Origin of the sequence: Mycobacterium sp. 1274756.6 (assembly GCF_001668625.1) — a bacterium.
GTDB lineage: Bacteria > Actinomycetota > Actinomycetes > Mycobacteriales > Mycobacteriaceae > Mycobacterium.
Window position 1 is genome coordinate 120,606 of the sequence record NZ_LZLJ01000060.1, and the last position, 20,880, is coordinate 141,485.

Here is a 20,880-nt window from a genome sequence, read left to right on the forward strand (position 1 = left end):
TGGTTTGAGGATAGCGGTGGAGTCGGACATCTCTCGGCCGCCGCATCCACCGCTTTCAGCGGCCCTCTCGCAGCGCCGCGTTGATCTCGGCCACGCGCTCATCGACGCGGTACCGGTCGCCGCGCAGCCAGGTCCAGCTCGCCGCGGTGGGCCGCAGTTCGACCAGTCGGCCGCCGTAGCGGGCCCGCAGGATTTCCACCAACTCCTCGAACCGGCCGATGCCCTCCCAGAACGTCCGCTCCCGGAAGAGCTCGCGGTCCGCGTGGCGCACGACCGTCCAGTACTCACCGTCAACTTTCACCTGATCCCAGTCCAGGACCAGCTGGTCCCCGTCGAGGTCGGGCAGCTGATTCCCGTCGCGCAACAGCGACGCGTACCTGCGTTGCTGGTCGGCGACCTGCTCCTCGGCTCGGGCCAGATTTTCGATGGCACGCGAGTTGCCGGCCGCCGCGGCCTCGCGGGTCTGGTCGATCGTCGGGAACAAGACGATCAAGATCATGTAGCGACATTTCGGGCAGCGCAGGTCCAACAAGTCGACGTGCATATCCAGATAGGGCATCTGCGGTCCGCTCCAGCCGCAGCCGGGGCAGGTGATCGGGGTGTCGCGTTGGTTGTCGAACTCCCAGTACCGCATGTATTTGGCGCTCATGGTGTCCCCTTTCGTGGGTGCGGATCGGTGTCCTCGGGTGTCGCGTCCAGGTCGGTGAGCCAGCGGGCCGGAATGGTGATGCCGTGGTGGTCGCGGACCGCCCGGTCCAGTAGCTGTCGGGTGGTCTCGCCGGGGCGCCGACGCAGCGGCGGCTGGCACGCCGCGATCCGCCCTGGCGTCGCAACATTGAATCCGCCGATCGAAACCATGTAGAGCACATGCCATTTCGGCAGCCACTCCGCATAGCCGCCGAAACGTTGCGCTTCGGCCATCGCCTGCGGGTCGTGGTGCCACAGTGTCAGGGCCAGATCCCGTCCGGCGATGTCGATCCGCCCGTCGTCGTGCACGGCGGTAACCCTGACTTTGATGATCGGCTGGTCGGGTTCATGGGACTTGTTGCCGTGAATCCAGTGCATGTGATGGCCGGGCCCGTAGGACCCGCAACGAGACGACATAGGAGTACTCCAGAATGTCCGGGCCTCCGGCCAAGAGGCGCTCTTGTCGCACACTGGTTGGCGGCGACCGCTTCGTCATCCGAGCCACCCACGAGCGTGGGGTTGGCGCGCCGTCCAGTCGGAGCTTGTCGACGGCGTCTCATGAAGCTGGTTTAAGGATATCGGTGGGGTCGGACCTCGCTCGGTGGTCGCGTCTCGGGGTGGCGACAGATCCCCGCCCGCTTATCGATCTGGCGCCGGTCGCGCGCCCGACGGAACCGCTCGGCGCGGTTTCGTGCAACACGGCACGCCAGCTGCCGAGCAGGCCCGGCTCTGTACCAGCCCCTTCTTCCGACCCTGGGGCCGCCCGAGGAAAGTTCTTCTTGACCGTCTTCCGCTCAGATCACCGAGACCAAGCTTTCGTTCAGGTTCTCTCCCCCGCCCCGTTCGCGGCCGCACGAATCACTCGACCGCGAAAACCGCCGCGCCATAGGCGAACTTATGCACTCCGCGCGACACAAAAGATGTTCCCTGTCGTGCTTTGCCGCTATCCTCATCTGCTTATGCGAGCCATCGACTGTGAATGTACTGTGCAACGACTGGGTGTTGCACAGCCATTGTGGCGTTGGATGTGGGGGTGAACGGCATGTCGCGCCTTCGTCGAGTCGTCAACCAGTCCGACACAGTCCTCACCGGGCCGTATGGGATCGAAGGCGCCCGAGTCCGCAGCGGCGCAAAAATCGACCGGATCACCCTGGTCAATCGCGCGAAGCCGCGGTCGGCCGAGTTGGTGACAACAATCCGTCAAGTTGACGGCACCGTGGATAACACCGCGCGAGCCGACATCATGGCCTGGATCCGTGAGCAATACGACGCCCGCCAGGGCGGCATGTTGATCGGCCTGTTCGCGACCTGCTACCTGGGTCCGCCGTACGTCGACCACAAACTCGGCCTCACCCATCAAATTCTCGAGCACTACTCCCCCGCCGAGGATCCGGGCCACCCGTACAACCAGACCCGCGGGCTGGTGCGTAGCGGGGCCTACGCCTACATCGAGATCTACTCCGACGGGTCGATCGTGCCGGTACGGACGGACGGCACCTCCGTCGAGTTCACCCCGAACCCTTGATCACAAAAACCACAAGGAGCAACCCCCGATGAGCCAACCCGTAAACCTCGCCCCGGTGCTACGCGCCGTCGGTGACGTCGCCGGCCAACTGGCCACGCTGCAAGGCGACGTTGGTCGGATCGATGCCAACGTCGGCAGCATCTCCACGGACCTGCAGACCACCCGTTCCGAACTGAATCAACTGCGGGATGACTTTCAGCAGTTCATACAGCAAGCCGAACGGACAGCCAACGTGCAGCGGTCCGAAACCAAGATCGGCAATGTGGAGGCCGCGCTGGAACGCGAGTTCGGCCACTACAAGGTGGTGCGGCGCACCTCGATCGGCATCTTGCAGGCGTTCGACATCGGCAACGTCAGCGACCGGACCGTGCAACAGGTTTCCGAGGAACTGATGATTCAAACACCTCGCTACTGGCTGGCGCCGGCCCTCGTGGCGCTGGCCGCCTGGTCCCGTGACAACCGCAATCTCGCCGAACGTTCTGTCGAGGCCGCGTTCACCCGCGATCCGCAGAAGACCAGCCTGTTTTTTGCCCTCATCCTGCGTCGGCAGCGACGAATGGAAGCGTCAACCCGTTGGCTGCGCCATTACCTGAGTTCTCTCGACCCGCGGGCACTCACGCGAGAATTCGTCGTCATCTTGGAAGCCGCGTCCCAAGATGCGTTCGGCCCCCAGGGCCGCGCTCTGATGGGTGCTCAACTCAGCGACTGGAACGAGAAGGTCCGAAACGAACCCGGCGTCGCTGGCGCCCAGGTGGAAACCTGGGTCAAAGAGTTGTCGATTCACCGTGCCACCGTCGACGACGCGCTCTACCCGCACCTGGCCAAGGTCTGCCCGCAGTGGTCGAAGTTCAAAGACCTCCTGGAACAGGCTTCGGCCCTGGAATTCGTCGCACACAAATACTCGACCGTGCGCGACACCGAAACTCCACTGGCATTGTCCATCCAAGAACGTCTCGATGACATCCTGGAACTCCTGGTAACCGAGTTCGACACCGAGGAATTGCCGTTCCAGCGCGACGTCGTCTACCACCGCGCGGTCATCGACAATGGCGGTGACCTCGACCGGGCTCGTGAGGCCGCCGACGCGTTGAACGAAGCCTTGGACGAAACCCTCGACGTGGTGTCGCTGCAGACCCAGACAGCGATTCGCCCGCAGCTCTTCGGGGCGTCAGTGGCAGCACAGAAGGTCGCGATCGACGGCGGTCGCGGCTATTTCCGGCAGGCAATCGGCAAGTACACCGCGGCCTACCGCGCGCGCTACACCGACACCGTCGACATCGAATTGGACGAGAACCACTCGGAATACGCGAAGACGTTGGGGTTCCCCGGTTGGCAGACCGACACCGCGGTCACCCAGGACGAGGCCGAGGCATCGCTCGCCGCAGCGTGGCGGCAGGCCGTGCAGGCCTACCTTGAACGGATCAGGTTCAAGGAAACCAACTACCTCATCGCCGGCGGTATCGCTGTCGTCGGTTTGCTGATGGCGATCATGGCGTTTCCTGTCGGCCTGCTTCTGTTCCTGGCCGCGGTGGGTGGCTCGGCCATCTGGCTGTGGCAGAAGAAGAAGACGGCCGAGGAAAAGTACCGGGAAGCCCAGGAGATGGCCCAACAGGCGCTCAACTTCTCCGTCGACATCTATCGCGCAGCTGCCGCCGAATTCGTCGATGCCAAGATCGCGTTCCGCGCCGCGGACGAGCAGGAGGCGGCACTGCTCACCGTCGTGGACGGTTGGCCGACCTACAACACTCGACAGGAGACCGCGTCGTGACCGTGTCCACCTCCAGTAATGGTTCCGACGGCATTATCCGCCGGACCCGCCGCCGGCCGTTCATCCCGCCCACTCCCGACGCGGAGAACACGGTGGTCTCCCGCGAGTTGCTCTCGCGCGGCAAAGGCAAGAAGTCCCAGCTACCACGGAACCGTAAGATCGCCGGCGATCTCCCGACGTGGGAGCCGCTGCCTCCTGGCGAGATCGTCGTCCGGCGCGGCGAGGCCCAGAGTGGCCGATGACAGTTGAAGGAGCCAGCGCCTACGAGGCTTGGGTGCTGGCGCTGCGGAAGTGGGCCAAGGACCCTCGCCACGACCTGACGAACTTGCCTTCGTTGCAGGCGGACTCACTGCCGCCGGCGGCATACGAGCGTCTGATCGGCCATCTGATGTCAGCCCAACAGGACGTGATGTCGACTTGGCAGCAGCGGCTTCAACGTGACTTCGCCGCCGCGCGGGACGAACACGGTTACGCGCGCACCCTGGTGGAACTGCGCCGCCTACTCGCCCGACGCATCAAACTCGCCCAACACCCCGGGTTGCCGGAACAACTCCGCGAACCGCTCTACGACGGAGTGGCCAGTGACATTCGGCGTCTGCAGACCGAGCTCGAAGAGGCCATCACCACACCGGCCCGCAACGCCATCTCAGCCGGGCGCGAACGTCTTCTGCGGGTGGTGCGTGACAACAGCCTCACCGCGATACTGGGACCCGGATTTCCATTGGAATCGCTGTTCGCGGCGGCCACAGCCCGGTCCGCACCGCCGGCCGCCGCTGCACCGCCACCCACGGCAGCCCCACCGACGACCGCTCGACGCAACAACCGCCGGAGGGTGTTGCTCACCGACGGCGCCCCCCAACCCTCCTCCGACCACTGAGAGTCCATCATGCCCAACCTGGTCGATTCGGCCGACATCATCACCCGTTATCTGAAAGCCCGGGTCCCGGTCATCATCGTGCGCACTGTGGAGACCGCTCGGGCCCTGGACCTGCTGCGCGATGTCGCCGCCCGCTTCCAGCAGATGAGCTTCTACCGCTGGTCGATGGCGCAGGGACTGTTGGAGCTTTCCGGCCAGACCCAGGCCATCGAGGACCGATCGTTCGTCGGCGCATTGGATTACGCGGCCGCCGCGTTCAACTCACGCAGTAACGCCAACTTCGTCTTCTTCGGTGTCGAAGACATCAACGACGATACGTCGACGGCACGCTACGTGGCGGAGGTGGCACGGATCGCCAACGAACGCCAGGGCTCGATCATCATCGTCACCGGCGGCCAGGTGTGGACGGGGTTGACCCGTCTCGGAATGACGGTCACCGTCGACTTGCCTGATCTGGGCGAGATGACGGAGCTGGTCACGGCGTTGGTCGACGACCACCGAGGAGTCATGCCCATCGAGTGGGATGGCGACCATATTCGTCAAGCCGCGGAAATCCTGCTGGGAATCAGCGAGGGGCAAGCGGTCAACGCGATCACCACGTTGCTGGCGAAGGGGTCTTTGACCGTCGACGACACCACCGAGCTCTCGGAGTTCAAAGACCAGATGTTCGGCGAGGCCAGTGGGATCGAGCGGGTGAAGTTGAAGGAGCAGGATGGCCGGATCGGCGGGCTGAGCGCTCTGCGGTCATGGCTTTCCGAGCAGGGCGATCTGATCCGTTCGGATCTGAGCGGAACCGCCCTGCACCCACCCAAGGGCGTTCTGTTGGTCGGCGTGCCGGGCTGCGGGAAATCACTGAGCGCCAAGGCGGTCGCCAGCGAGTGGCGCTTGCCGCTGTATCGGCTCGACATGGCGTCGATCCTGGGCATGTACGTCGGTCAGTCGGAGGGCCGGCTCAAAGAAGCGCTTGATATGGCCGACCGGGTGGCGCCGTGCGTGCTGTGGGTCGATGAAATCGAGAAAGCGCTCGCCGGCTCCGGCGGTGGCGACAGCGGCGTCACCCGTCGGCTGATCGGGCAATTCCTGTACTGGCTGCAGGAATCCACGTCCAAAGTATTTATGGTGGCCACCTCCAACGACGTGTCGTCCCTGCCGCCGGAACTGCTGCGCAAGGGTCGTTTCGATGAGCTGTTCTTCGTCGATCTGCCCGACCCCGAAGACCGAGCGGAGATCATCCGGCTCTACTTCGACCGTTACCTGAACTATGTGCCCGACCCCGAGTTACTCCAGCAGTTGGTCACCGTTTCAGAGGGCTTCGCCGGCTCTGATCTGGAGTGGGCGGTGCACCAGATCGCCTCGGCGTCATTTCGACGTCGTGAGCCGCAGCCGTCTGAAGAATTCGTCATCGCCACGTTCGCCTCGGTCATTCCGTTCAGCCGGACCAATCCCGAAGAAGTTGCCGCGATCCGGGCCTGGGGCAAGGAACGTGCCATGCCCGCGGGACGCAGCGGCATCGCCGACGCCAAGACGGCTGGCGGCGGACCGCGCCGCGTCGTCGTGACCGGTTAGCACGGAAGACCGAGGTTAGGTGATGACCGATTCGCAGCGGCCAACATCGTCGTCTGGCGGCGATGCCGTACCGCCGGTTCAGTCCGACTCGAGCTACCCCGATATCGGTTTGGGCGGACCGCACCGGGCCGCGTCGACGGGTGGAACCTGGCAACCCCGACGTCCAGCGCGCGACCGAACCGGCAACGGCGGCCTCCAGCCCCGAATGATTGCGGCCATCGCAACCGTCGCGTTGCTGCTGATCGGAGTGCTTGCCGCAACAGCCATATACACGAAACGGGATTCAGCAGACAGCGGGTCTGCCCGATCCGACCAGGGCCGGAACACACCGCAACAAGCGTGCTCAACGCCGACGGAACTGCATGCCACGAGAATCGGCCTTTCTTCCGAGGGGCTCGCCGTGACCGTCGAGTTGACCACGAGCTGCGAGGCCGGCGATTTGCTGTATGACCCCGCGTTCGAACTGGTCGTGACCGACTCCGGTCGTGACGTGGCCGCCGGGACCTTCGATCTGTTTTCCGACGCGGTCGCCATACCCGCCGACACCGGCGCGGTTCGAACGTTCGTCTTCCCGGCCGGGACATATTGGCGTCCACCGGATCTGTTGTCGAATCACATCACTCTGTTCGCCCGCGGCAGCGGCACATCGGTCTCCCCCGCCGCCGCGTCGTCGAACGCGACGACCTTGACCGCTACGGGGGTGGTGTCACCGCAATACGGCACCGCCGAAGACGCTGCGGAATCCGGGTTGATCGATCTCGCCGATACCGACCGCTCAATCGTCAGCAGCAGCCTGGAGAACCAATGGGTTCCGCAGATCAGCTCCAAGGAGCTGGGGTTGGTCGCCGAGGGCATCACGTGGAACTACACCGATATCCTCGCGGAGCACCTGACGCTACGGCAGCGCTACGACGAGGTGCGACTGGTGCGGTCCGGCGATTGGCGGACCTTCAGCGGTCCGTCCTGGTGGGTGACGGTGGTCGGGCTGCCGCATTCGTCGCCCGACGGGGCGATCGACTGGTGCGAGTGGAGCGGTCTTGACGCCGACCACTGTTACGCGAAGGTCATCAGCAACACCCACGGTATCGAGGGGACGACGCAGTTCCGCTAGGCCACTGCTTGGGCGCGGCGCTGGCTCATGGCCCTCGTCGCCTCCGGCCGTCCGGCTACCCAGCAGCACCAGTACGCAGCCGTCCGAGCCCAAGACCCGGACCCCCAAGCCGTTCACCCTGCGCTGACGGCGACGCCCACCCGGGCTTTGCGCCGAAACCGCGCCCTCACCGCAGACTCAACGCGAAAGAACCACGCTCGCTCGGACCGCCCAGCCGCCTCACCCCGATATGCTCGACAGGGCCGGTACGCGTCGCGAAATTCGTGGGCTCTGAGCGATCGTGAGCGTGCCGCACCACTGCCGGGCCCGGAGCGCCGTGGACCGGCCGCCGACCCGACGGCGAGCACGCCGTACGGCTTGTTAGCGGATTTCCGCGAGGAGTGAGGCAATGGCAGTCCCGGGTGTGACCACCCTCGTCGGCGGCATCACCGGCGGCGCGGCCCAGCTGCTGCGCGCCGGTGTCACCGGTGCGGCCGAAAGCACCGCGTGGCTGCGCGACAGCACCACCGACACGGTCCAGACCATCCTCGGCCCGGTCATCGAGGCAGTGAACCAGACCGCCGGTCAGCTGCGGGGCGCACAAACCGGCTCGGCGCTGCCGGTGCGCTGGCGCAGCGGGCACCGGGTGCACCTGGACCTGGAACCCCTGCTGCCGTTCTCCCGCTGGCATGAGCACGCCGACGCCGTGCAGACACCGGTGCGCGCCATCCCGGGAGTGACCAGCGCCCACGTCGAGGGCGCGCTGGGCCGGCTGGTGGTCGACATCGCCCCCGACGCCGACCGCGACCGGGTGCTCGCGGCGGTGAGCGACAGTGTCACCGCGGTGGCCAAGCAAGTCGGTCGACGCGGCTCACCGTCGGCGCCGCGCACCGCGCCGTTCGCCGACCCGGGCAACCCGCTGGCGGTGCTGGTGCCGTTGACCGCCGCGGCCATGGATGTGGTGGCCATCGGCGCGGCGGTGACCGGCTGGTTCGGCCGGCTGCCGATGGCGCCGCTGGCCGCCCGGGGCGCGGCGGCCGCCATCAGCAACCAGCCGCGGATCGTGTCGATGCTGGAGTCGCGGCTGGGCCGGGTCGGCACCGACCTGGCGCTGGCGGCGACCACCGCGGCCGCCTACGGACTCACCCAGGCGGTGGGCACCCCGCTGGTCGACCTGGCCCAGCGCGGCCTGCAGGTCTCCGAGGCGGCGGCGCATCGGCGCCGCTGGCAGGCCCGGGAGCCGCAGCTGGCGTCACCGCGCCGGCCGCAGGCCGCGGTGGTGCCGATCATCTCCTCGGCCGGGGCGGGATCGCACACCGCCCGACACCAGTCGGCGGCCACCGCCGCCGGCGAGGCCTCCCACGTGGTGGTCGACGGCGCCATCGACTCGGCGATCGACACCGCCAAAGGCTCGATGTCCGGGCCGGTGGAGTCCTACACCGACCAGGCCGCCAACGCCTCGCTGGTCGCCGCCGCCGGTGCCCTGCTGGCCGGCGGCGGCGCCGACGAGGCGGCCGGCGCGGTGCTGGCCGGGGTGCCGAAAGGCGCCTATCTGGGCCGGCAGGCCTTCGGCGCGGTGCTCGGCCGCGGCCTGGCCGACACCGGCCAGCTGGTGCTGGACCCGGGGGCGCTGCGCCGGATGGACCGGGTGAAGGTGATCGTCATCGACGGGGCGGCGCTGCGCGGCGACGCCCGCGCGGTGCTGCACGCCCGCGGCGACCTGCCGGGCTGGGACGAGGACCGGGTCTATGAGGTGGCCGACGCGCTGCTGCACGGCGAGCAGGCCCCCGACCCCGACCCCGACGAGCTGCCGGCCACCGGCGCCCGGCTGCGCTGGGTGCGCGCCGAGCCGTCGGCGGCGCCGGTGCAGGGCCTGGAGCGCGCCGACCTGATCGTCGACGGTGAGACCGTCGGCCGGGTCAAGGTGGGCTGGGAGGTCGACCCGTTCGCGGTGCCGCTGCTGCAGACCGCCCACCGGACCGGGGCGCGGGTGGTGCTGCGGCATGTGGCCGGCACCCAGGATCTGACCGGCAGCGTCGCCGCCAGCCATCCGCCCGGCACGCCGCTGCTGAAGCTGGTCCGTGAGCTGCGCGCCGACCGCGGACCGGTGCTGCTGATCACCGCGTTGCACCGCGACTTCGCCTCCACCGACACCCTGGCCGCGCTGGCCATCGCCGACGTCGCGGTGGCGCTCGATGACCCGCAGGCGGCCACCCCGTGGAGTGCCGACATCATCACCGGCACCGACCTGGCGGCCGCCGTGCGGATCCTGTCGGCGCTGCCCGCGGCCCGCTACGTCAGCGAAGCGGCCGTGCGACTCGCCCAGGGCGGCAGCACGCTCGCCGGGCTGCTGCTGGTGGCCGGCGACTCCCGCAGCAGCCCCGGCCCGTTGACGCTGCGCCGCTGGCTCGACCCGGTCAACGCCGCCGGGGCGGCCGCGATCCTGCTCGGCTCGCTGTCCGCGCGCAAGGTGCTGCGCCAGCCCGACCCGACCCCCCAGCCGCTGACCGCCTGGCATGCCCTGGACCCCGAGATCGTCTACTCGCGGCTGACCGGCTCGGCGCGGCCGTTGGACGTCGAGGTCGGCGCGCCCGGCTGGCGCCGCGCCCTCGAGGACCTCGCCGACCATCCGGCGCTGGCGCCGCTGCGCGGCCCGGCCACCCGCGCCGGACAGCTGCTGGCGGCCACCCGCGAGGAACTCGCCGATCCGTTGACCCCGGTGCTGGCCGTCGGTGCGGCGGCGTCGGCGATCGTCGGCAGCAACGTCGACGCGCTGCTGGTCGCCGGGGTGATGGCGGTCAACGCGCTCGTCGGCGGGGCGCAGCGGCTGCGCGCGGAGGCGGCGGTCGCCGAACTCTTCGCTGAGCAGGACACCCCGGCCCGTCGGGTGGTGCTGCCGCCGGTGGCCACCACCCGGCGCCGGCTCGACGCGGCCCGCACCGGGCAGCGCACGGTCGCGGTGTCGGCGAAGGCACTGCGGGTCGGCGACGTCATCGACCTGGCGGCTCCCGACGTGGTGCCCGCCGATGCCCGGCTGTTGACCGCCGAGGACCTCGAGGTCGACGAGTCCTCGCTCACCGGCGAGTCGGTGCCGGTGGACAAGCAGGTCGACGCGGTCGCGGTCGGCGACCGGGAGCGGGCCAGCATGCTGTTCGAAGGCTCCACGATCGTCGCCGGACACGCCCGGGCGATCGTGGTGGCCACCGGCGCGGGAACCGCTGCGCGCCGGGCGATCTCGGCGCTCGCCGGGGTGGAGACCGCGGCCGGGGTGCAGGCCCGGCTCCGCGAACTGACCACCAAGGTGCTGCCGCTGACGCTGGCCGGCGGCGCCGCGGTGACCGGCCTGGCGCTGCTGCACCGCGGAACACTGCGCCAGGCGGTCGCCGACGGGGTGGCGATCGCGGTGGCCGCGGTCCCCGAAGGCCTGCCGCTGGTGGCGACGATGGCCCAACTGGCCGCCGCCCAGCGGCTCTCCCGGCACGGCGTGCTGGTGCGTACCCCGCGGGCGGTGGAGGCGCTGGGCCGCATCGAGACGGTGTGTTTCGACAAGACCGGCACGCTCACCGAGAACCGGCTGAAGGTGGTGCGCTCGGTGCAGCCGACCGCCACCCCGGCCGACCTCGGCGAGCTGGACACCCGCGCGCTGCGGGCCGCGGCGCGGGCTTGCACCCAGCCGCGCGACGGCCAGGGTCACGCCCACGCCACCGACGAGGCGGTGCTCACCGCGGCGGCCGATCTCCCCGGCGCCGGCGACGAGCCGGCCTGGACGGTGCTCGCCGAGGTGCCGTTCGAATCCAACCGCGGCTACGCCGCCACGATCGGCCGCGCCGCCGACGAGCCGCCGCTGCTGATGCTCAAGGGCGCACCGGAAGTCGTGTTGCCGCGGTGCCGGTTCGCCGACCCCGACGCCGACCCCGACGCTGCCTACGCCCACGCCGAGGCGCTGGTGACCGAGCTGGCCGAGCAGGGCCTGCGGGTGCTGGCGGTGGCGCAGCGCGGCTGGGACGGGCCGACCGAGGAGGCCGACACCGACGCCGACGCGGTCGACGCGGTCGCTCGGGACCTGGAGCTGGTCGGCTTCGTCGGGCTGGCCGACACGCTGCGGCCCTCGGCCCGCCCCCTGATCGAGGCGCTGGTCGAAACCGACCACAAGGTGGTGCTGATCACCGGCGACCACCCGATCACCGCCCGGGCCATCGCCCGCCAGCTGGGAATGCCCGCCGACGCCCGGGAGGTCACCGGGGCCGAGCTGGCCGTGCTCGACGAGGAGGGCTTCACCAAGCTGGCCGCCGACGCGCAGGTCTTCGCCCGGGTCACCCCGGAGCAGAAGGTGCAGATCGTCGCCGCCCTGCAGCGCAGCGGTCAGGTGACGGCGATGGTCGGTGACGGCGCCAACGACGCCGCCGCGATCCGGATGGCCGACGTGGGTGTCGGGGTCAGCGGCCGCGGCTCCTCGGCGGCCCGCGGCGCCGCCGACATCGTGTTGACCGAGGACGATCTCGGGGTGCTGCTCGACGCGCTGGTGGAGGGCCGCGGCATGTGGACCGGGGTGCGCGACGCGGTCTCCATCCTGGTCGGCGGCAACGTCGGTGAGGTGTTGTTCACCGTGATCGGGACCGCGCTGGGCTCCGGGCGGTCCCCGGTGGGCACCCGGCAACTGCTGCTGGTCAACCTGCTCACCGACATGTTCCCCGCGCTGGCGGTCGCGGTCACCCCGCAGTACCCGCAGCCCGACGAGCCCGCCAACGGCGAGACCGCGGTCGACCCCGAGGACGAGGCGGAAGAGTGGGCCCACCAGCGGGCGGTGCTGTCCGCGCCGGCGCCGTCGCTGGACACCTCGCTGATGCGCCACATCGTGATCCGCGGCGCGGTCACCGCCGTCGGCGCGACCGGCGCCTGGGCGATCGGGCGCTGGACTCCCGGAACCGAACGGCGCACCGCGACAATGGGTTTGACCGCGCTGGTGGGCACCCAGCTGCTGCAGACGCTGCTGACCCGCCGGCACAGCCCGCTGGTGGTGGCCACCGCGCTGGGCAGCGCGGTGGTGCTGGTCGGGATCGTGCAGACCCCCGGGGTCAGCCAGTTCTTCGGCTGCACCCCGCTGGGACCGGTCGCCTGGACTGGAGTCGGCGCGGCCACCGGGGCGGCCACCGCCCTGTCGGTGCTGGCCCCCGCGGTGGTGGCGCGAACGGTCGGGATGAGCGAGTCCGACGACGAACCCGCCGACGCGGGCCACGCCGGGGCCGAGCCCGGTGCAGCCGAGCACGTCGGGGTCGACTGACCGCGGGCCGGGAAACCGCACCCTGCATCATGGCTGGCGTGTCCTACCGCTACCCCGAGCTGGCCGACATCATCGCCACCCTGCACGTCGAGCAGCTCACCGAGCACCACTTCCGCGCCACCCAGCTGGACAACCCGGCCCACCACATCGTCGGCGGGCACATCGCCGGCCAGGCGCTGATGGCCGCGGCGCGCACCGCGCCGGGCCGCACCCCGCACAGCGCGCACACCTACTACGTGCGTGCCGGCGACGCCCGCCGGCCGGTCGATCTGCAGGTGGCGGTGATCCGCGACGGCGGCACGCTGGCCACCCGGCAGGTCACCGCGCACCAGGACGACCAGATCCTGCTGGAGACCCTCGCCTCGTTCACCGCCCCGGTCGAGGCGCCCGACTACCACCAGCCGCGGCCCGACGTCCCCGACCCGGACACCCTCCCCCCGGTGCAGGACCAGCTCGCCGACTACGCCGACGAGCTCGACGGGCTGTGGGTGCGCGAGCGCCCGTTCGCGCTGCGCTACATCGACGCCCCGCCGCGGCTGGCCCAGGATCTGCCCGCCGCGCCGCCGCGCACCCGGCTGTGGTGGAAGCCGACCGGCCCGGTGCCCGACGACCCGGTGCTGCACAGTTGTCTGCTGACCTATCTGACCGGCACCACGATGGTCGAGGCGGCCCTCACCCAGCGCCGCGCCACCCAGGTCAGCGTCTTCAACGCGCTCATCGACCACGCGCTGTGGTTCCAGCGGCCGGTGGACCTGTCCGACTGGGTGCTTTCCGACCAGGTCTCCCCCAGCGGGGTCGGCGGGCGCGGGTTAGCGAGTGCCACCATGTACAACCGGTCCGGCCAGCTGGTCTGTACCGCCACCCAGGAGCTCTACTTCGGCCGCGGCAGAACCTGACCCCGGTGTGATCGGTCACATCTGGCCGGTCGCACCGCGAGAACCGGCGCGGCCTCCGATAGACTTCCTCGCAGTGTCGGCATCAATGCCGGCGACGTCGCGGAACGTTGCATCACCCTGGTGATCCGTGCCCCCGCACAAGCTCTTCTCGCGGCGATCGATTTTGCCCACCGGCAATCTCGCCATTCTGTGCCGACAGCATCACCGCTGCGCACACCCGATGCCTGAAAGGCACCTCGTATCACCATGACTTCTGTACCTTCGTTCGCCGATCTGGGCGTGCCCGCCCCGATCGACACCGCCCTGACCACCGCGGGCATCCAAGCCCCCTTCCCCATCCAGGTCAACACCCTGCCCGACACGCTGGCCGGCCGGGATGTGTTGGGCCGCGGTAAAACCGGCAGCGGCAAGACGCTGGCGTTCTCGATTCCGTTGGCCGCCCGGCTGACTCGCACGGGCCGGCGTCCGGCCCGCCCGACCGGGCTGGTGCTCGCCCCCACCCGCGAGCTGGCCACCCAGATCACCGCCACCCTGAAACCGCTGGCCGCCGCCAACGATCTGACCGTGACCACCATCTTTGGCGGGGTGTCGCAGAACCGGCAGGTCGACGCCCTCAACCGCGGCGTCGACGTCGTCGTGGCCTGCCCGGGCCGGCTCGAAGACCTCATGCGCCAGAAGCTGATCAGCCTGGATGCGGTACGCATCACCGTGCTCGACGAAGCCGACCACATGGCCGACCTGGGCTTCCTGCCCGGCGTCACCCGCATCCTGTCGGCTACCCCGAAAGACGGCCAGCGGCTGCTGTTCTCGGCCACGCTGGACAACGGGGTGGACACGCTGGTCCGTCGGTTCCTGCGCAACCCGGTCTCCCACGCCGTCGACGAGGTCACCTCGCCGGTGGCGGCGATGACCCACCACGTGTTCCACGTCGCCGACGCGAGCGCCAAAAAACAGCTGGTGCATACCCTGGCGTCGGGCACCGACCGGCGGATCCTGTTCATGCGCACCAAGCATCAGGCCCGCAAGCTGGCCCGCCAGCTCACCGAGGCCGGTATTCCGTCAGTCGACTTGCACGGCAACCTTTCCCAGAACGCCCGCGACCGCAACCTGGCGGCGTTCTCCAACGGCGACGCCCGGGTGCTGGTGGCTACCGACATCGCCGCGCGCGGTGTGCATGTCGACGACGTGAACCTGGTGGTGCACGTGGACCCGCCGGTGGAGCACAAGTCCTACCTGCACCGCTCCGGGCGCACCGCCCGCGCCGGCAGCGCCGGGGATGTGGTGACCATCGTGCTGCCCGAACAGCGCAAGGACGCCTCGGTGCTGCTGCGCAAGGCCGGCATCACCGCCCGCCCCCAGCAGGTCGCCGCGGACTCCGCACCGGTGACCGCGCTGGTCGGTGAGGTCGCGCCGTACCAGGCGCCGGCCCCGAAACAGCCGCCGGCCGCTAAAGCTGCGGCCAAGCCGCGGCGCCGCCGCCGTCCCGGTGGGGCTGGGCAGGGCGGCGGGCAGCGTGGCGGTCACTCCGCCCCGGCCACCGGGCGCACCGCAGCGGCCAATGGGCAGACCGCCCCGCGCACCGGGCACAGCGCCCCGGCCCCGCGGCAGCGGCGCCGCGCCGCGCGCCCGGCCGGCGCCCGCTCGTCGTAAGGACGTGTCAGAGCGCTGTCGTAGCTTCACGGCTATGACGGCTCACCGACCTCAACACCCGCCGCTGCTGGTCCCCGCGCTGGCCACGTTCGCCATCTCGGCGATCCTCGGCTATGTCGCGATGACGCTCGGTGCGACCGGGCTGGCCCTGACCGCGACCGTGGTCGCCGGCCTGGCGCTCACCACGCTGCTGGTCGGCGCCACCGCACAGGACCGCCGCGACCGAACGCCCCGCCGCGGCAGGGTCCCCTATTAACGTTCCGCACTAGCGCGGCGGGCGCAGCGGCAGCTCGCGGTCTAGCAGCCGGGCGAACGCGTCGGCGGAGGCGGCCCGCCCCGGCGGCCACACCTGTTGCCATTCACGGACCGGGATGTCGGCCAGCGGGTCGAACTGCGCGGCCAGCCGGCGGTATTCGCGTCGGCGCCAGTCCCGCAGCCGACCGTCGCCGCGGGCGAACTCGACCAGCCGCGCGGTGTCCTCGGCCTGCACCGCCGGTGGAGCGCCGCCGCGGACGCCGACGCCGTTCATCAGGGAGTGCCGGCCCAGCCGGAACGGCTGCACCCCCCAGGCGCGCCCCAGCGCCACGTTGATGTCGACGCAATCCGGGCAGCCATGCCACGCCCAACGCGACCGCCCGCCGGCGGTGCCGCGAAAGCAGATCAGGCATAGATCCTGCACCCGGGAAACGTCGCTGTCCTCCCACACCTCCGGGTCGTCCTCACACCGGCAGGACTGCCAGAGCACCGGGCGCTCCGGCCGCCGCGGGATGAACCGCAGCACCGGCCCGCGGATACTGCCGCACGGGATGTGCACGCACAGCTCGGTGAGCCGATCGCGCAACGCCGCGTCGGCCGCGCTCAACCCGCTCATGGCGCCAACCGCCCGAGCGCCGACCGGAACTCGTGTCGCGGGTAGCTTTCCGGCAGCACGGCGACCACCTCGCGCAGCGCCTGGTCGGCGCTGATGCCGGCGCGGCGGGCGCCGTAGAGCGCGGCGATCGTCGGGGTGCGGCTGTGCGCCTGGACGCAGTGCACGAACACACTGCGCCCTTCCTCGCGCAGCTGCTCGATCACCCGCACGGTGTCCAGCAGCACGAAATCCAGGTGGGCGTTCTCCCCGTCGCGGTCGATCAACCGCACATCGAGCTGTTCCACCCCCGCGGGCAGGTCCTCGTCGGCCACCCGGCACAGCGACACCACCGCGTCGATCTGCTCGGGAAGGCCTCCGATCGCGCTGATCCCACCGATGAAGACCCGGTCGTCGTGCGGGTGCGCGATCACGGCCGGTGAACCCCGGAAGCCGCCGTAGGTGTAGTCGAAACCGTCCGGCGCACCGCGGGTGACGATCCGGTCGGCCAGCGCGACCAGCCCGCGGGTGCGCAGACCCGGCCAGCCGTGCAGGATCCGTCGCCACTCCCCCGGCACCGCGGCGGCACCGTGGGCGGCTCCGAGCAGCCCGCCGGCGATCGCCGCGACGGTGTCGGTATCCCCGCCGCCGCGTACCGCGGCCTCCAAACCGCGGCGCAGTTGGTCGGCCCGAAACACCCCGGCGCCCGGCTCGTCGACCCCCGCCGGGGTGTGCACGATCGCCGACCAGGCCGCCTGCAGCGCCGCGACCACCCAGCCGTTGCCGGCGGTGAAGGCGGCGGGCCCGGCGGCTTCGGCCTCCTCGATCCGCGCCGACCACAGGCCGCGCCGCTCGGCGTCGAGCAGCCCCAACCCGATACGCACGTCGAGCTCACCGGTGTGCACGGCGTGGCGGATGGCCGCGCACCACAGCACGCAGGCGTCGGCAGCGTCGGGATCGTGATGGGTCAGGTCGCTGACCGCGCGGGCCGCCTGCGCCAGGCCGGCCTCGTCGTCGAGGTAGGCCAACGCGACCGGGGCCGCGCGCATCAGCGACCCGTTGCCCGCGGTGCGCCCGGTGCGGGCGTGCAGGGCGGCCGACGCGGCCCGGGCGGCCTGCGCGGTGGTTGCCGTCGCGAGTACGGTACGAGTCTGCACCCCAACGTCTTTGGCGGTCGCCGACCACTGCGCCCAGCGCCGCACGATGACATCGAGTGCCGCGTCGTCGCGCAAATCCGCCCCGGTGGCGGCGGTCTCGGCGATGGCGATCGCCATCGCGGTGTCGTCGGTCCATTCGCCGGGTGCGAACGGGCCGAGCCCACCGCCGATCATGGCGACCGGTTCATCGGCGCGGCGCGGGCCCTGGAATTCATAGCCGGCGCCCAGGGCGTCACCGGCGGCGGTGCCCAGCAGCGCCCCGCAGGCGCGGTCACGGAAAATAGCGTTCATGGCGTCCTCCTTCGAGGCCGACGGGCCTCCGAAAAAGGAGGCGCTCTTACCGGTGCCGGTTGGCGCCGGTCGCTTCGTCATCCGAGCCACCCACGAGCGTGGGGTTGGCGGGCCGCCCAGTCGGAGCTTGGCGACGGCCACTCATGAAGCACCCCCAGAATAGCGGACCACTCCGACAAGCCGAATGACCTGGGCAAACACCAAAGTCTGGAAGGCTGGCGGTGATAGCTTGGGACACCGAGAGGAGGCGCCCGTGGCGGATCGGGGCATCGTGGTCGGCTTCGACGGCTCGGCCTCGGCGATACGCGCGCTGCGCTGGGCCACCGGCGAGGCGGTGCTGCGCGGGGAGAAGCTGACGATCATCCACGTCATCGACACCCCGCCGTGGAATGTGCTGGCCCTGGGCGGACCGGTCGCCGCCCTGCCGGATGACCCGGGCTCACGGCAACGCGACGGCGCCCAGCAGATCCTCGACGAGGCGCTCGCCGTCGTCGAGGAGGAGGCCGGACCGGCCCACCCGCACGTCGACACCCACGTCTTCTTCGCCGCGCCGGTGCCCACCTTGGCCCAGCTGTCCAAGGAGGCCCGGTTGGTGGTGGTCGGCTGCCGCGGCCGCGGCATGCTGCGCCGACTGCTGCTCGGCTCGGTCAGCTCCGGGCTCATCCACCACGCGCGCTGCCCGGTGGCGGTGGTTCCCGGAGACGTCCCGGCGGTGCTGCCGCCGTCGCCGCTGCCGGTGGTGCTCGGCGTGGACGGGTCGATGGTCTCCGAACTGGCCACCGAGATCGCTTTCGACGAGGCGTCGCGGCGCGGGGTGGAGCTGGTCGCGTTCCACGCCTGGAGTGATGTGGAGGTGCTCGACTACGTCGAGTTCGACTGGCCGGCAATGCGTCCCGATGCCGAGCGGGTGCTCGCCGAACGGTTGGCCGGCTGGCAGGAACACTACCCCGACGTGAGGGTGCGTCGGGTCGTCGAACCGCATCAGCCGACGTCGAACCTGGTGAGCCTGTCGGAGGAGGCGCAGCTGGTGGTGGTGGGCAGTCACGGTCGCGGCGGGTTCGCCGGCATGCTGCTGGGTTCGGTGAGCACCGCGTTGGCGCAGGCGTCGCACGCCCCGGTCATCGTGGCGCGCCGGTAACCGGTCAGGTGCCGCAGAACGTTTGGTACGGGCCGAATTCCGCCGGTGCCGGCTCGGCGTAGACCTCCAGGCCCGCCCGCGGCTCATACGGGAAGCGCACCGCCTCCAGCAGCTTCTCCACCGGCCCGAGATCGCCTGCGGTGGCGGCGGTCAGCGCCTGTTCCACCAGGTGGTTGCGCGGGATGTAGATCGGGTTGACCCGATCCATCGCCGCCGGATCCGGGCGCAGCGCAGCCCAGCGGGTGAACCACGGGCCGAACGAGTCCGGGTCGGTGAACGCGGCCCGGTCGGCACCGGCGGATCCGCGGGCCACCGCGGCCAGGCTGCGGAAGAACGACGTGTAGTCGCGGTGGTTACGCTGCAGCAAGGCGAGCAGATCTTCGATGAGGCTCGCCGCTTCGGAGGCCGGAAGGTCCTCGGGCAGGCCGAGTTTGGCGCGCATCCCGGCGGACCAGGTCTTCTCGTACAGGTCGGGGAACCCCTCGAGGATGCCGACCGCCCAGTCGACGGCCTGCTCGGTGTCCTCAGCCAGCAGCGGCAGCAGCGTCTCGGCGAAGCGGGACAGGTTCCACTGCGCGATGCCCGGCTGGTTGCCGTAGGCGTAGCGGCCGGCCATGTCGATGGAGCTGAACACGGTGGCCGGGTCGTAGGCCTCCATGAACGCGCACGGCCCGTAGTCGATGGTCTGCCCGGAGATCGTCATGTTGTCGGTGTTCATCACCCCGTGGATGAACCCGACCAGCATCCAGCGCGCCACCAGCGCGGCCTGCGCGGCGACCACCGCGGAGAACAGCTCCCGGTACGGGTTGTCCGCGCCGGCGGCGTCCGGGTAATGCCGGGCGATGGCGTGGTCGGCCAGCCGACGCACCACCTCGGCCTCGGGGCGGTGGTGGTCGTAAGCGGCGGCGTACTGGAAGCTGCCCACCCGCAGGTGGCTGGCGGCCACACGGGCCAGCACCGCGCCGGGCAGCGTGGACTCTCGGTGCACGATGCCGCCGGTGGCGGTGACCGCCAACGCGCGGGTGGTCGGCACGCCGAGTGCATGCAGGGCCTCGCTGATCACGTATTCGCGCAGCATCGGCCCGACCGCGGCCAGTCCGTCCCCGCCCCGGGCGAACGGCGTCGGCCCGGAGCCCTTCAGGTGCAGATCCCGACCGTCGGGGAACTCGCCGAGCAGTAGTGCGCGCCCGTCGCCGAGGCGCGGCACGTAGCCGCCGAACTGGTGGCCGGAGTAGATCTGTGCGACCGGGGTGGCGCCGTCGGGCACGGTGGTGCCGACCAGCAGGCCGGTGCCCGCCGGAGTGGTCAGCCAGGCGGGGTCCAGGCCCAGTTCGGTGGCCAGCGGCGCGTTGAGCACCAGCGCCTTCGGGTTCGGTGCGGGGGTGGCCTGCCAGGGCACGGCCAGCTCGGGCAGTTCGCGAGCGAACCGGTTGTCCAGCGCCACGGTGGTCGCCGCGCCGAGTTCTCCGGCGCCCAGTTCTCCAGTGCTCACTTCTCCAGTGCTCACTTCTTCAGTGCTCACTCCTCCAGCCTACGGGCGGCGCCACGGCAGGGTGCCGGCGCGGACGTAAGCTCGGCGGGTATGCGGCTGCTGGTGATCGCCGACACCCACGTGCCCAAGCGGGCCAAGGATCTGCCCGCGCCGGTCTGGGCCGAGGTGGACCGCGCCGATGTGGTGCTGCACGCCGGCGACTGGGTCGACGTCGCCCTCCTCGACGCGCTGGAGGCCCGGGCGGCGCGCCTGATCGGCTGCTGGGGCAACAACGACGGACCCGAACTGCGCCGGCGGCTGCCCGAGCGCGCCGAGGTGAGCCTGAACGGGCTGCGGTTCACCGTCGTACATGAGACCGGCGCCGCCGCCGGCCGCGACGCCCGGATGGCCCGCACCTACCCCGACACCGACGTCCTGGTCTTCGGGCACAGCCACATCCCCTGGGATAGCACCGCGAGCACCGGGCTGCGGCTGCTGAACCCGGGTTCGCCGACCGACCGTCGCCGCCAGCCGCACTGCACCTATCTGACCGCCCGGATCGACGCCGGCGCGCTGGCCGACGTGACCCTGCACCGGCTGGATCGGGCGCGGCGGGGTTGACAGCACCGGCCTGAC

Annotated in this window: 17 protein-coding genes and 2 riboswitches; of the genes, 12 read left to right on the top strand and 5 right to left on the bottom strand. The window is 70.4% G+C overall.

What is annotated here, in order from left to right:
* Positions 1–55 precede the first annotated feature (55 nt).
* Together A5643_RS08155 and A5643_RS08160 are read right to left on the bottom strand one after the other, a co-directional pair.
* Positions 56–649 carry a hypothetical protein gene (locus A5643_RS08155; RefSeq protein ID WP_066853748.1) on the bottom strand — a complete coding sequence of 198 codons (594 nt, stop codon included), beginning with the start codon at positions 647–649 and terminating at the stop codon, positions 56–58.
* On the bottom strand, positions 646–1,104 hold the full coding sequence (locus A5643_RS08160) for a hypothetical protein (protein WP_156628659.1): 459 nt from the start codon (positions 1,102–1,104) through the stop codon (positions 646–648). The genes A5643_RS08155 and A5643_RS08160 overlap by 4 nt, the downstream gene beginning before the upstream one ends.
* 34 nt (positions 1,105–1,138) lie before the next feature.
* A riboswitch (SAM riboswitch) is annotated at positions 1,139–1,251 on the bottom strand.
* A gap of 469 nt (positions 1,252–1,720) precedes the next feature.
* Between A5643_RS08160 and A5643_RS18120 the strand changes: the two genes are divergently transcribed.
* From A5643_RS18120 to A5643_RS08205, 10 genes are all read left to right on the top strand, one after another.
* Complete coding sequence (locus A5643_RS18120; RefSeq protein WP_197497681.1) at positions 1,721–2,212, top strand: hypothetical protein; 492 nt, start codon at positions 1,721–1,723, stop codon at positions 2,210–2,212.
* 28 nt (positions 2,213–2,240) lie between these two features.
* Positions 2,241–3,980 carry a hypothetical protein gene (locus A5643_RS08170; protein ID WP_066853752.1) on the top strand — a complete coding sequence of 580 codons (1,740 nt, stop codon included), beginning with the start codon at positions 2,241–2,243 and terminating at the stop codon, positions 3,978–3,980.
* Positions 3,977–4,222, top strand: coding sequence for a hypothetical protein (locus tag A5643_RS18125; protein WP_156628664.1), 246 nt, complete (start codon positions 3,977–3,979; stop codon positions 4,220–4,222). The genes A5643_RS08170 and A5643_RS18125 overlap by 4 nt, the downstream gene beginning before the upstream one ends.
* 32 nt (positions 4,223–4,254) lie before the next feature.
* Complete coding sequence (locus A5643_RS08175; protein WP_066853754.1) at positions 4,255–4,857, top strand: hypothetical protein; 603 nt, start codon at positions 4,255–4,257, stop codon at positions 4,855–4,857.
* A 9-nt stretch (positions 4,858–4,866) separates the two neighbouring features.
* Entirely contained in the window at positions 4,867–6,423 is a 1,557-nt protein-coding gene (locus tag A5643_RS08180) for an AAA family ATPase (protein WP_066853756.1), read from the top strand.
* 22 nt (positions 6,424–6,445) lie between these two features.
* Positions 6,446–7,534 (top strand): hypothetical protein, encoded by a 1,089-nt coding sequence (locus A5643_RS08185; protein ID WP_156628668.1) that lies wholly within the window; start codon positions 6,446–6,448, stop codon positions 7,532–7,534.
* A gap of 388 nt (positions 7,535–7,922) precedes the next feature.
* Positions 7,923–12,794, top strand: coding sequence for a cation-translocating P-type ATPase (locus A5643_RS08190; protein ID WP_066853759.1), 4,872 nt, complete (start codon positions 7,923–7,925; stop codon positions 12,792–12,794).
* 29 nt (positions 12,795–12,823) lie between these two features.
* Entirely contained in the window at positions 12,824–13,690 is an 867-nt protein-coding gene (locus A5643_RS08195) for an acyl-CoA thioesterase (RefSeq protein ID WP_066853760.1), read from the top strand.
* A 246-nt stretch (positions 13,691–13,936) separates the two neighbouring features.
* The gene (locus A5643_RS08200) at positions 13,937–15,340 is read left to right on the top strand and encodes a DEAD/DEAH box helicase (RefSeq protein ID WP_066853762.1); all 1,404 of its coding nucleotides are present in this window, start codon (positions 13,937–13,939) and stop codon (positions 15,338–15,340) included.
* A 34-nt stretch (positions 15,341–15,374) separates the two neighbouring features.
* Positions 15,375–15,596 (top strand): hypothetical protein, encoded by a 222-nt coding sequence (locus tag A5643_RS08205; RefSeq protein ID WP_066853764.1) that lies wholly within the window; start codon positions 15,375–15,377, stop codon positions 15,594–15,596.
* A gap of 9 nt (positions 15,597–15,605) precedes the next feature.
* Here the strand turns inward: A5643_RS08205 and A5643_RS08210 are convergent, their stop codons facing one another.
* Both A5643_RS08210 and A5643_RS08215 read right to left on the bottom strand, forming a co-directional pair.
* Positions 15,606–16,211 carry a hypothetical protein gene (locus A5643_RS08210; RefSeq protein WP_066853765.1) on the bottom strand — a complete coding sequence of 202 codons (606 nt, stop codon included), beginning with the start codon at positions 16,209–16,211 and terminating at the stop codon, positions 15,606–15,608.
* A complete protein-coding gene (locus A5643_RS08215; protein ID WP_066853767.1) occupies positions 16,208–17,635 on the bottom strand; it encodes an ADP-ribosylglycohydrolase family protein in 1,428 nt (475 codons plus the stop codon). Before A5643_RS08215 ends, A5643_RS08210 begins: the two co-directional genes overlap by 4 nt.
* A gap of 37 nt (positions 17,636–17,672) precedes the next feature.
* A riboswitch (SAM riboswitch) is annotated at positions 17,673–17,784 on the bottom strand.
* A 104-nt stretch (positions 17,785–17,888) separates the two neighbouring features.
* Between A5643_RS08215 and A5643_RS08220 the strand changes: the two genes are divergently transcribed.
* On the top strand, positions 17,889–18,773 hold the full coding sequence (locus A5643_RS08220) for a universal stress protein (RefSeq protein ID WP_066853769.1): 885 nt from the start codon (positions 17,889–17,891) through the stop codon (positions 18,771–18,773).
* Between the two features lie 4 nt (positions 18,774–18,777).
* On the opposite strand, the gene A5643_RS08225 is transcribed toward A5643_RS08220, so the two are convergent.
* Positions 18,778–20,250 (bottom strand): protein adenylyltransferase SelO, encoded by a 1,473-nt coding sequence (locus tag A5643_RS08225; protein WP_066853867.1) that lies wholly within the window; start codon positions 20,248–20,250, stop codon positions 18,778–18,780.
* A gap of 105 nt (positions 20,251–20,355) precedes the next feature.
* Here A5643_RS08225 and A5643_RS08230 point away from each other — a divergent pair, with 105 nt between their 5' ends.
* On the top strand, positions 20,356–20,865 hold the full coding sequence (locus A5643_RS08230; RefSeq protein ID WP_066853771.1) for a metallophosphoesterase family protein: 510 nt from the start codon (positions 20,356–20,358) through the stop codon (positions 20,863–20,865).
* Positions 20,866–20,880: the final 15 nt, after the last annotated feature.

Coding starts and splice junctions, on each gene's coding strand:
- A5643_RS08230 (WP_066853771.1), top strand. CDS start 20,356: ATGCGGCTGCTGGTGATCGCCGACACCCACGTGCCCAAGCGGGCCAAG.
- A5643_RS08190 (WP_066853759.1), top strand. CDS start 7,923: ATGGCAGTCCCGGGTGTGACCACCCTCGTCGGCGGCATCACCGGCGGC.
- A5643_RS08155 (WP_066853748.1), bottom strand. CDS start 649: ATGAGCGCCAAATACATGCGGTACTGGGAGTTCGACAACCAACGCGAC.
- A5643_RS08200 (WP_066853762.1), top strand. CDS start 13,937: ATGACTTCTGTACCTTCGTTCGCCGATCTGGGCGTGCCCGCCCCGATC.
- A5643_RS08205 (WP_066853764.1), top strand. CDS start 15,375: ATGACGGCTCACCGACCTCAACACCCGCCGCTGCTGGTCCCCGCGCTG.
- A5643_RS08210 (WP_066853765.1), bottom strand. CDS start 16,211: ATGAGCGGGTTGAGCGCGGCCGACGCGGCGTTGCGCGATCGGCTCACC.
- A5643_RS08160 (WP_156628659.1), bottom strand. CDS start 1,104: ATGTCGTCTCGTTGCGGGTCCTACGGGCCCGGCCATCACATGCACTGG.
- A5643_RS08215 (WP_066853767.1), bottom strand. CDS start 17,635: ATGAACGCTATTTTCCGTGACCGCGCCTGCGGGGCGCTGCTGGGCACC.
- A5643_RS08180 (WP_066853756.1), top strand. CDS start 4,867: ATGCCCAACCTGGTCGATTCGGCCGACATCATCACCCGTTATCTGAAA.
- A5643_RS08170 (WP_066853752.1), top strand. CDS start 2,241: ATGAGCCAACCCGTAAACCTCGCCCCGGTGCTACGCGCCGTCGGTGAC.
- A5643_RS08195 (WP_066853760.1), top strand. CDS start 12,824: ATGGCTGGCGTGTCCTACCGCTACCCCGAGCTGGCCGACATCATCGCC.
- A5643_RS08185 (WP_156628668.1), top strand. CDS start 6,446: ATGACCGATTCGCAGCGGCCAACATCGTCGTCTGGCGGCGATGCCGTA.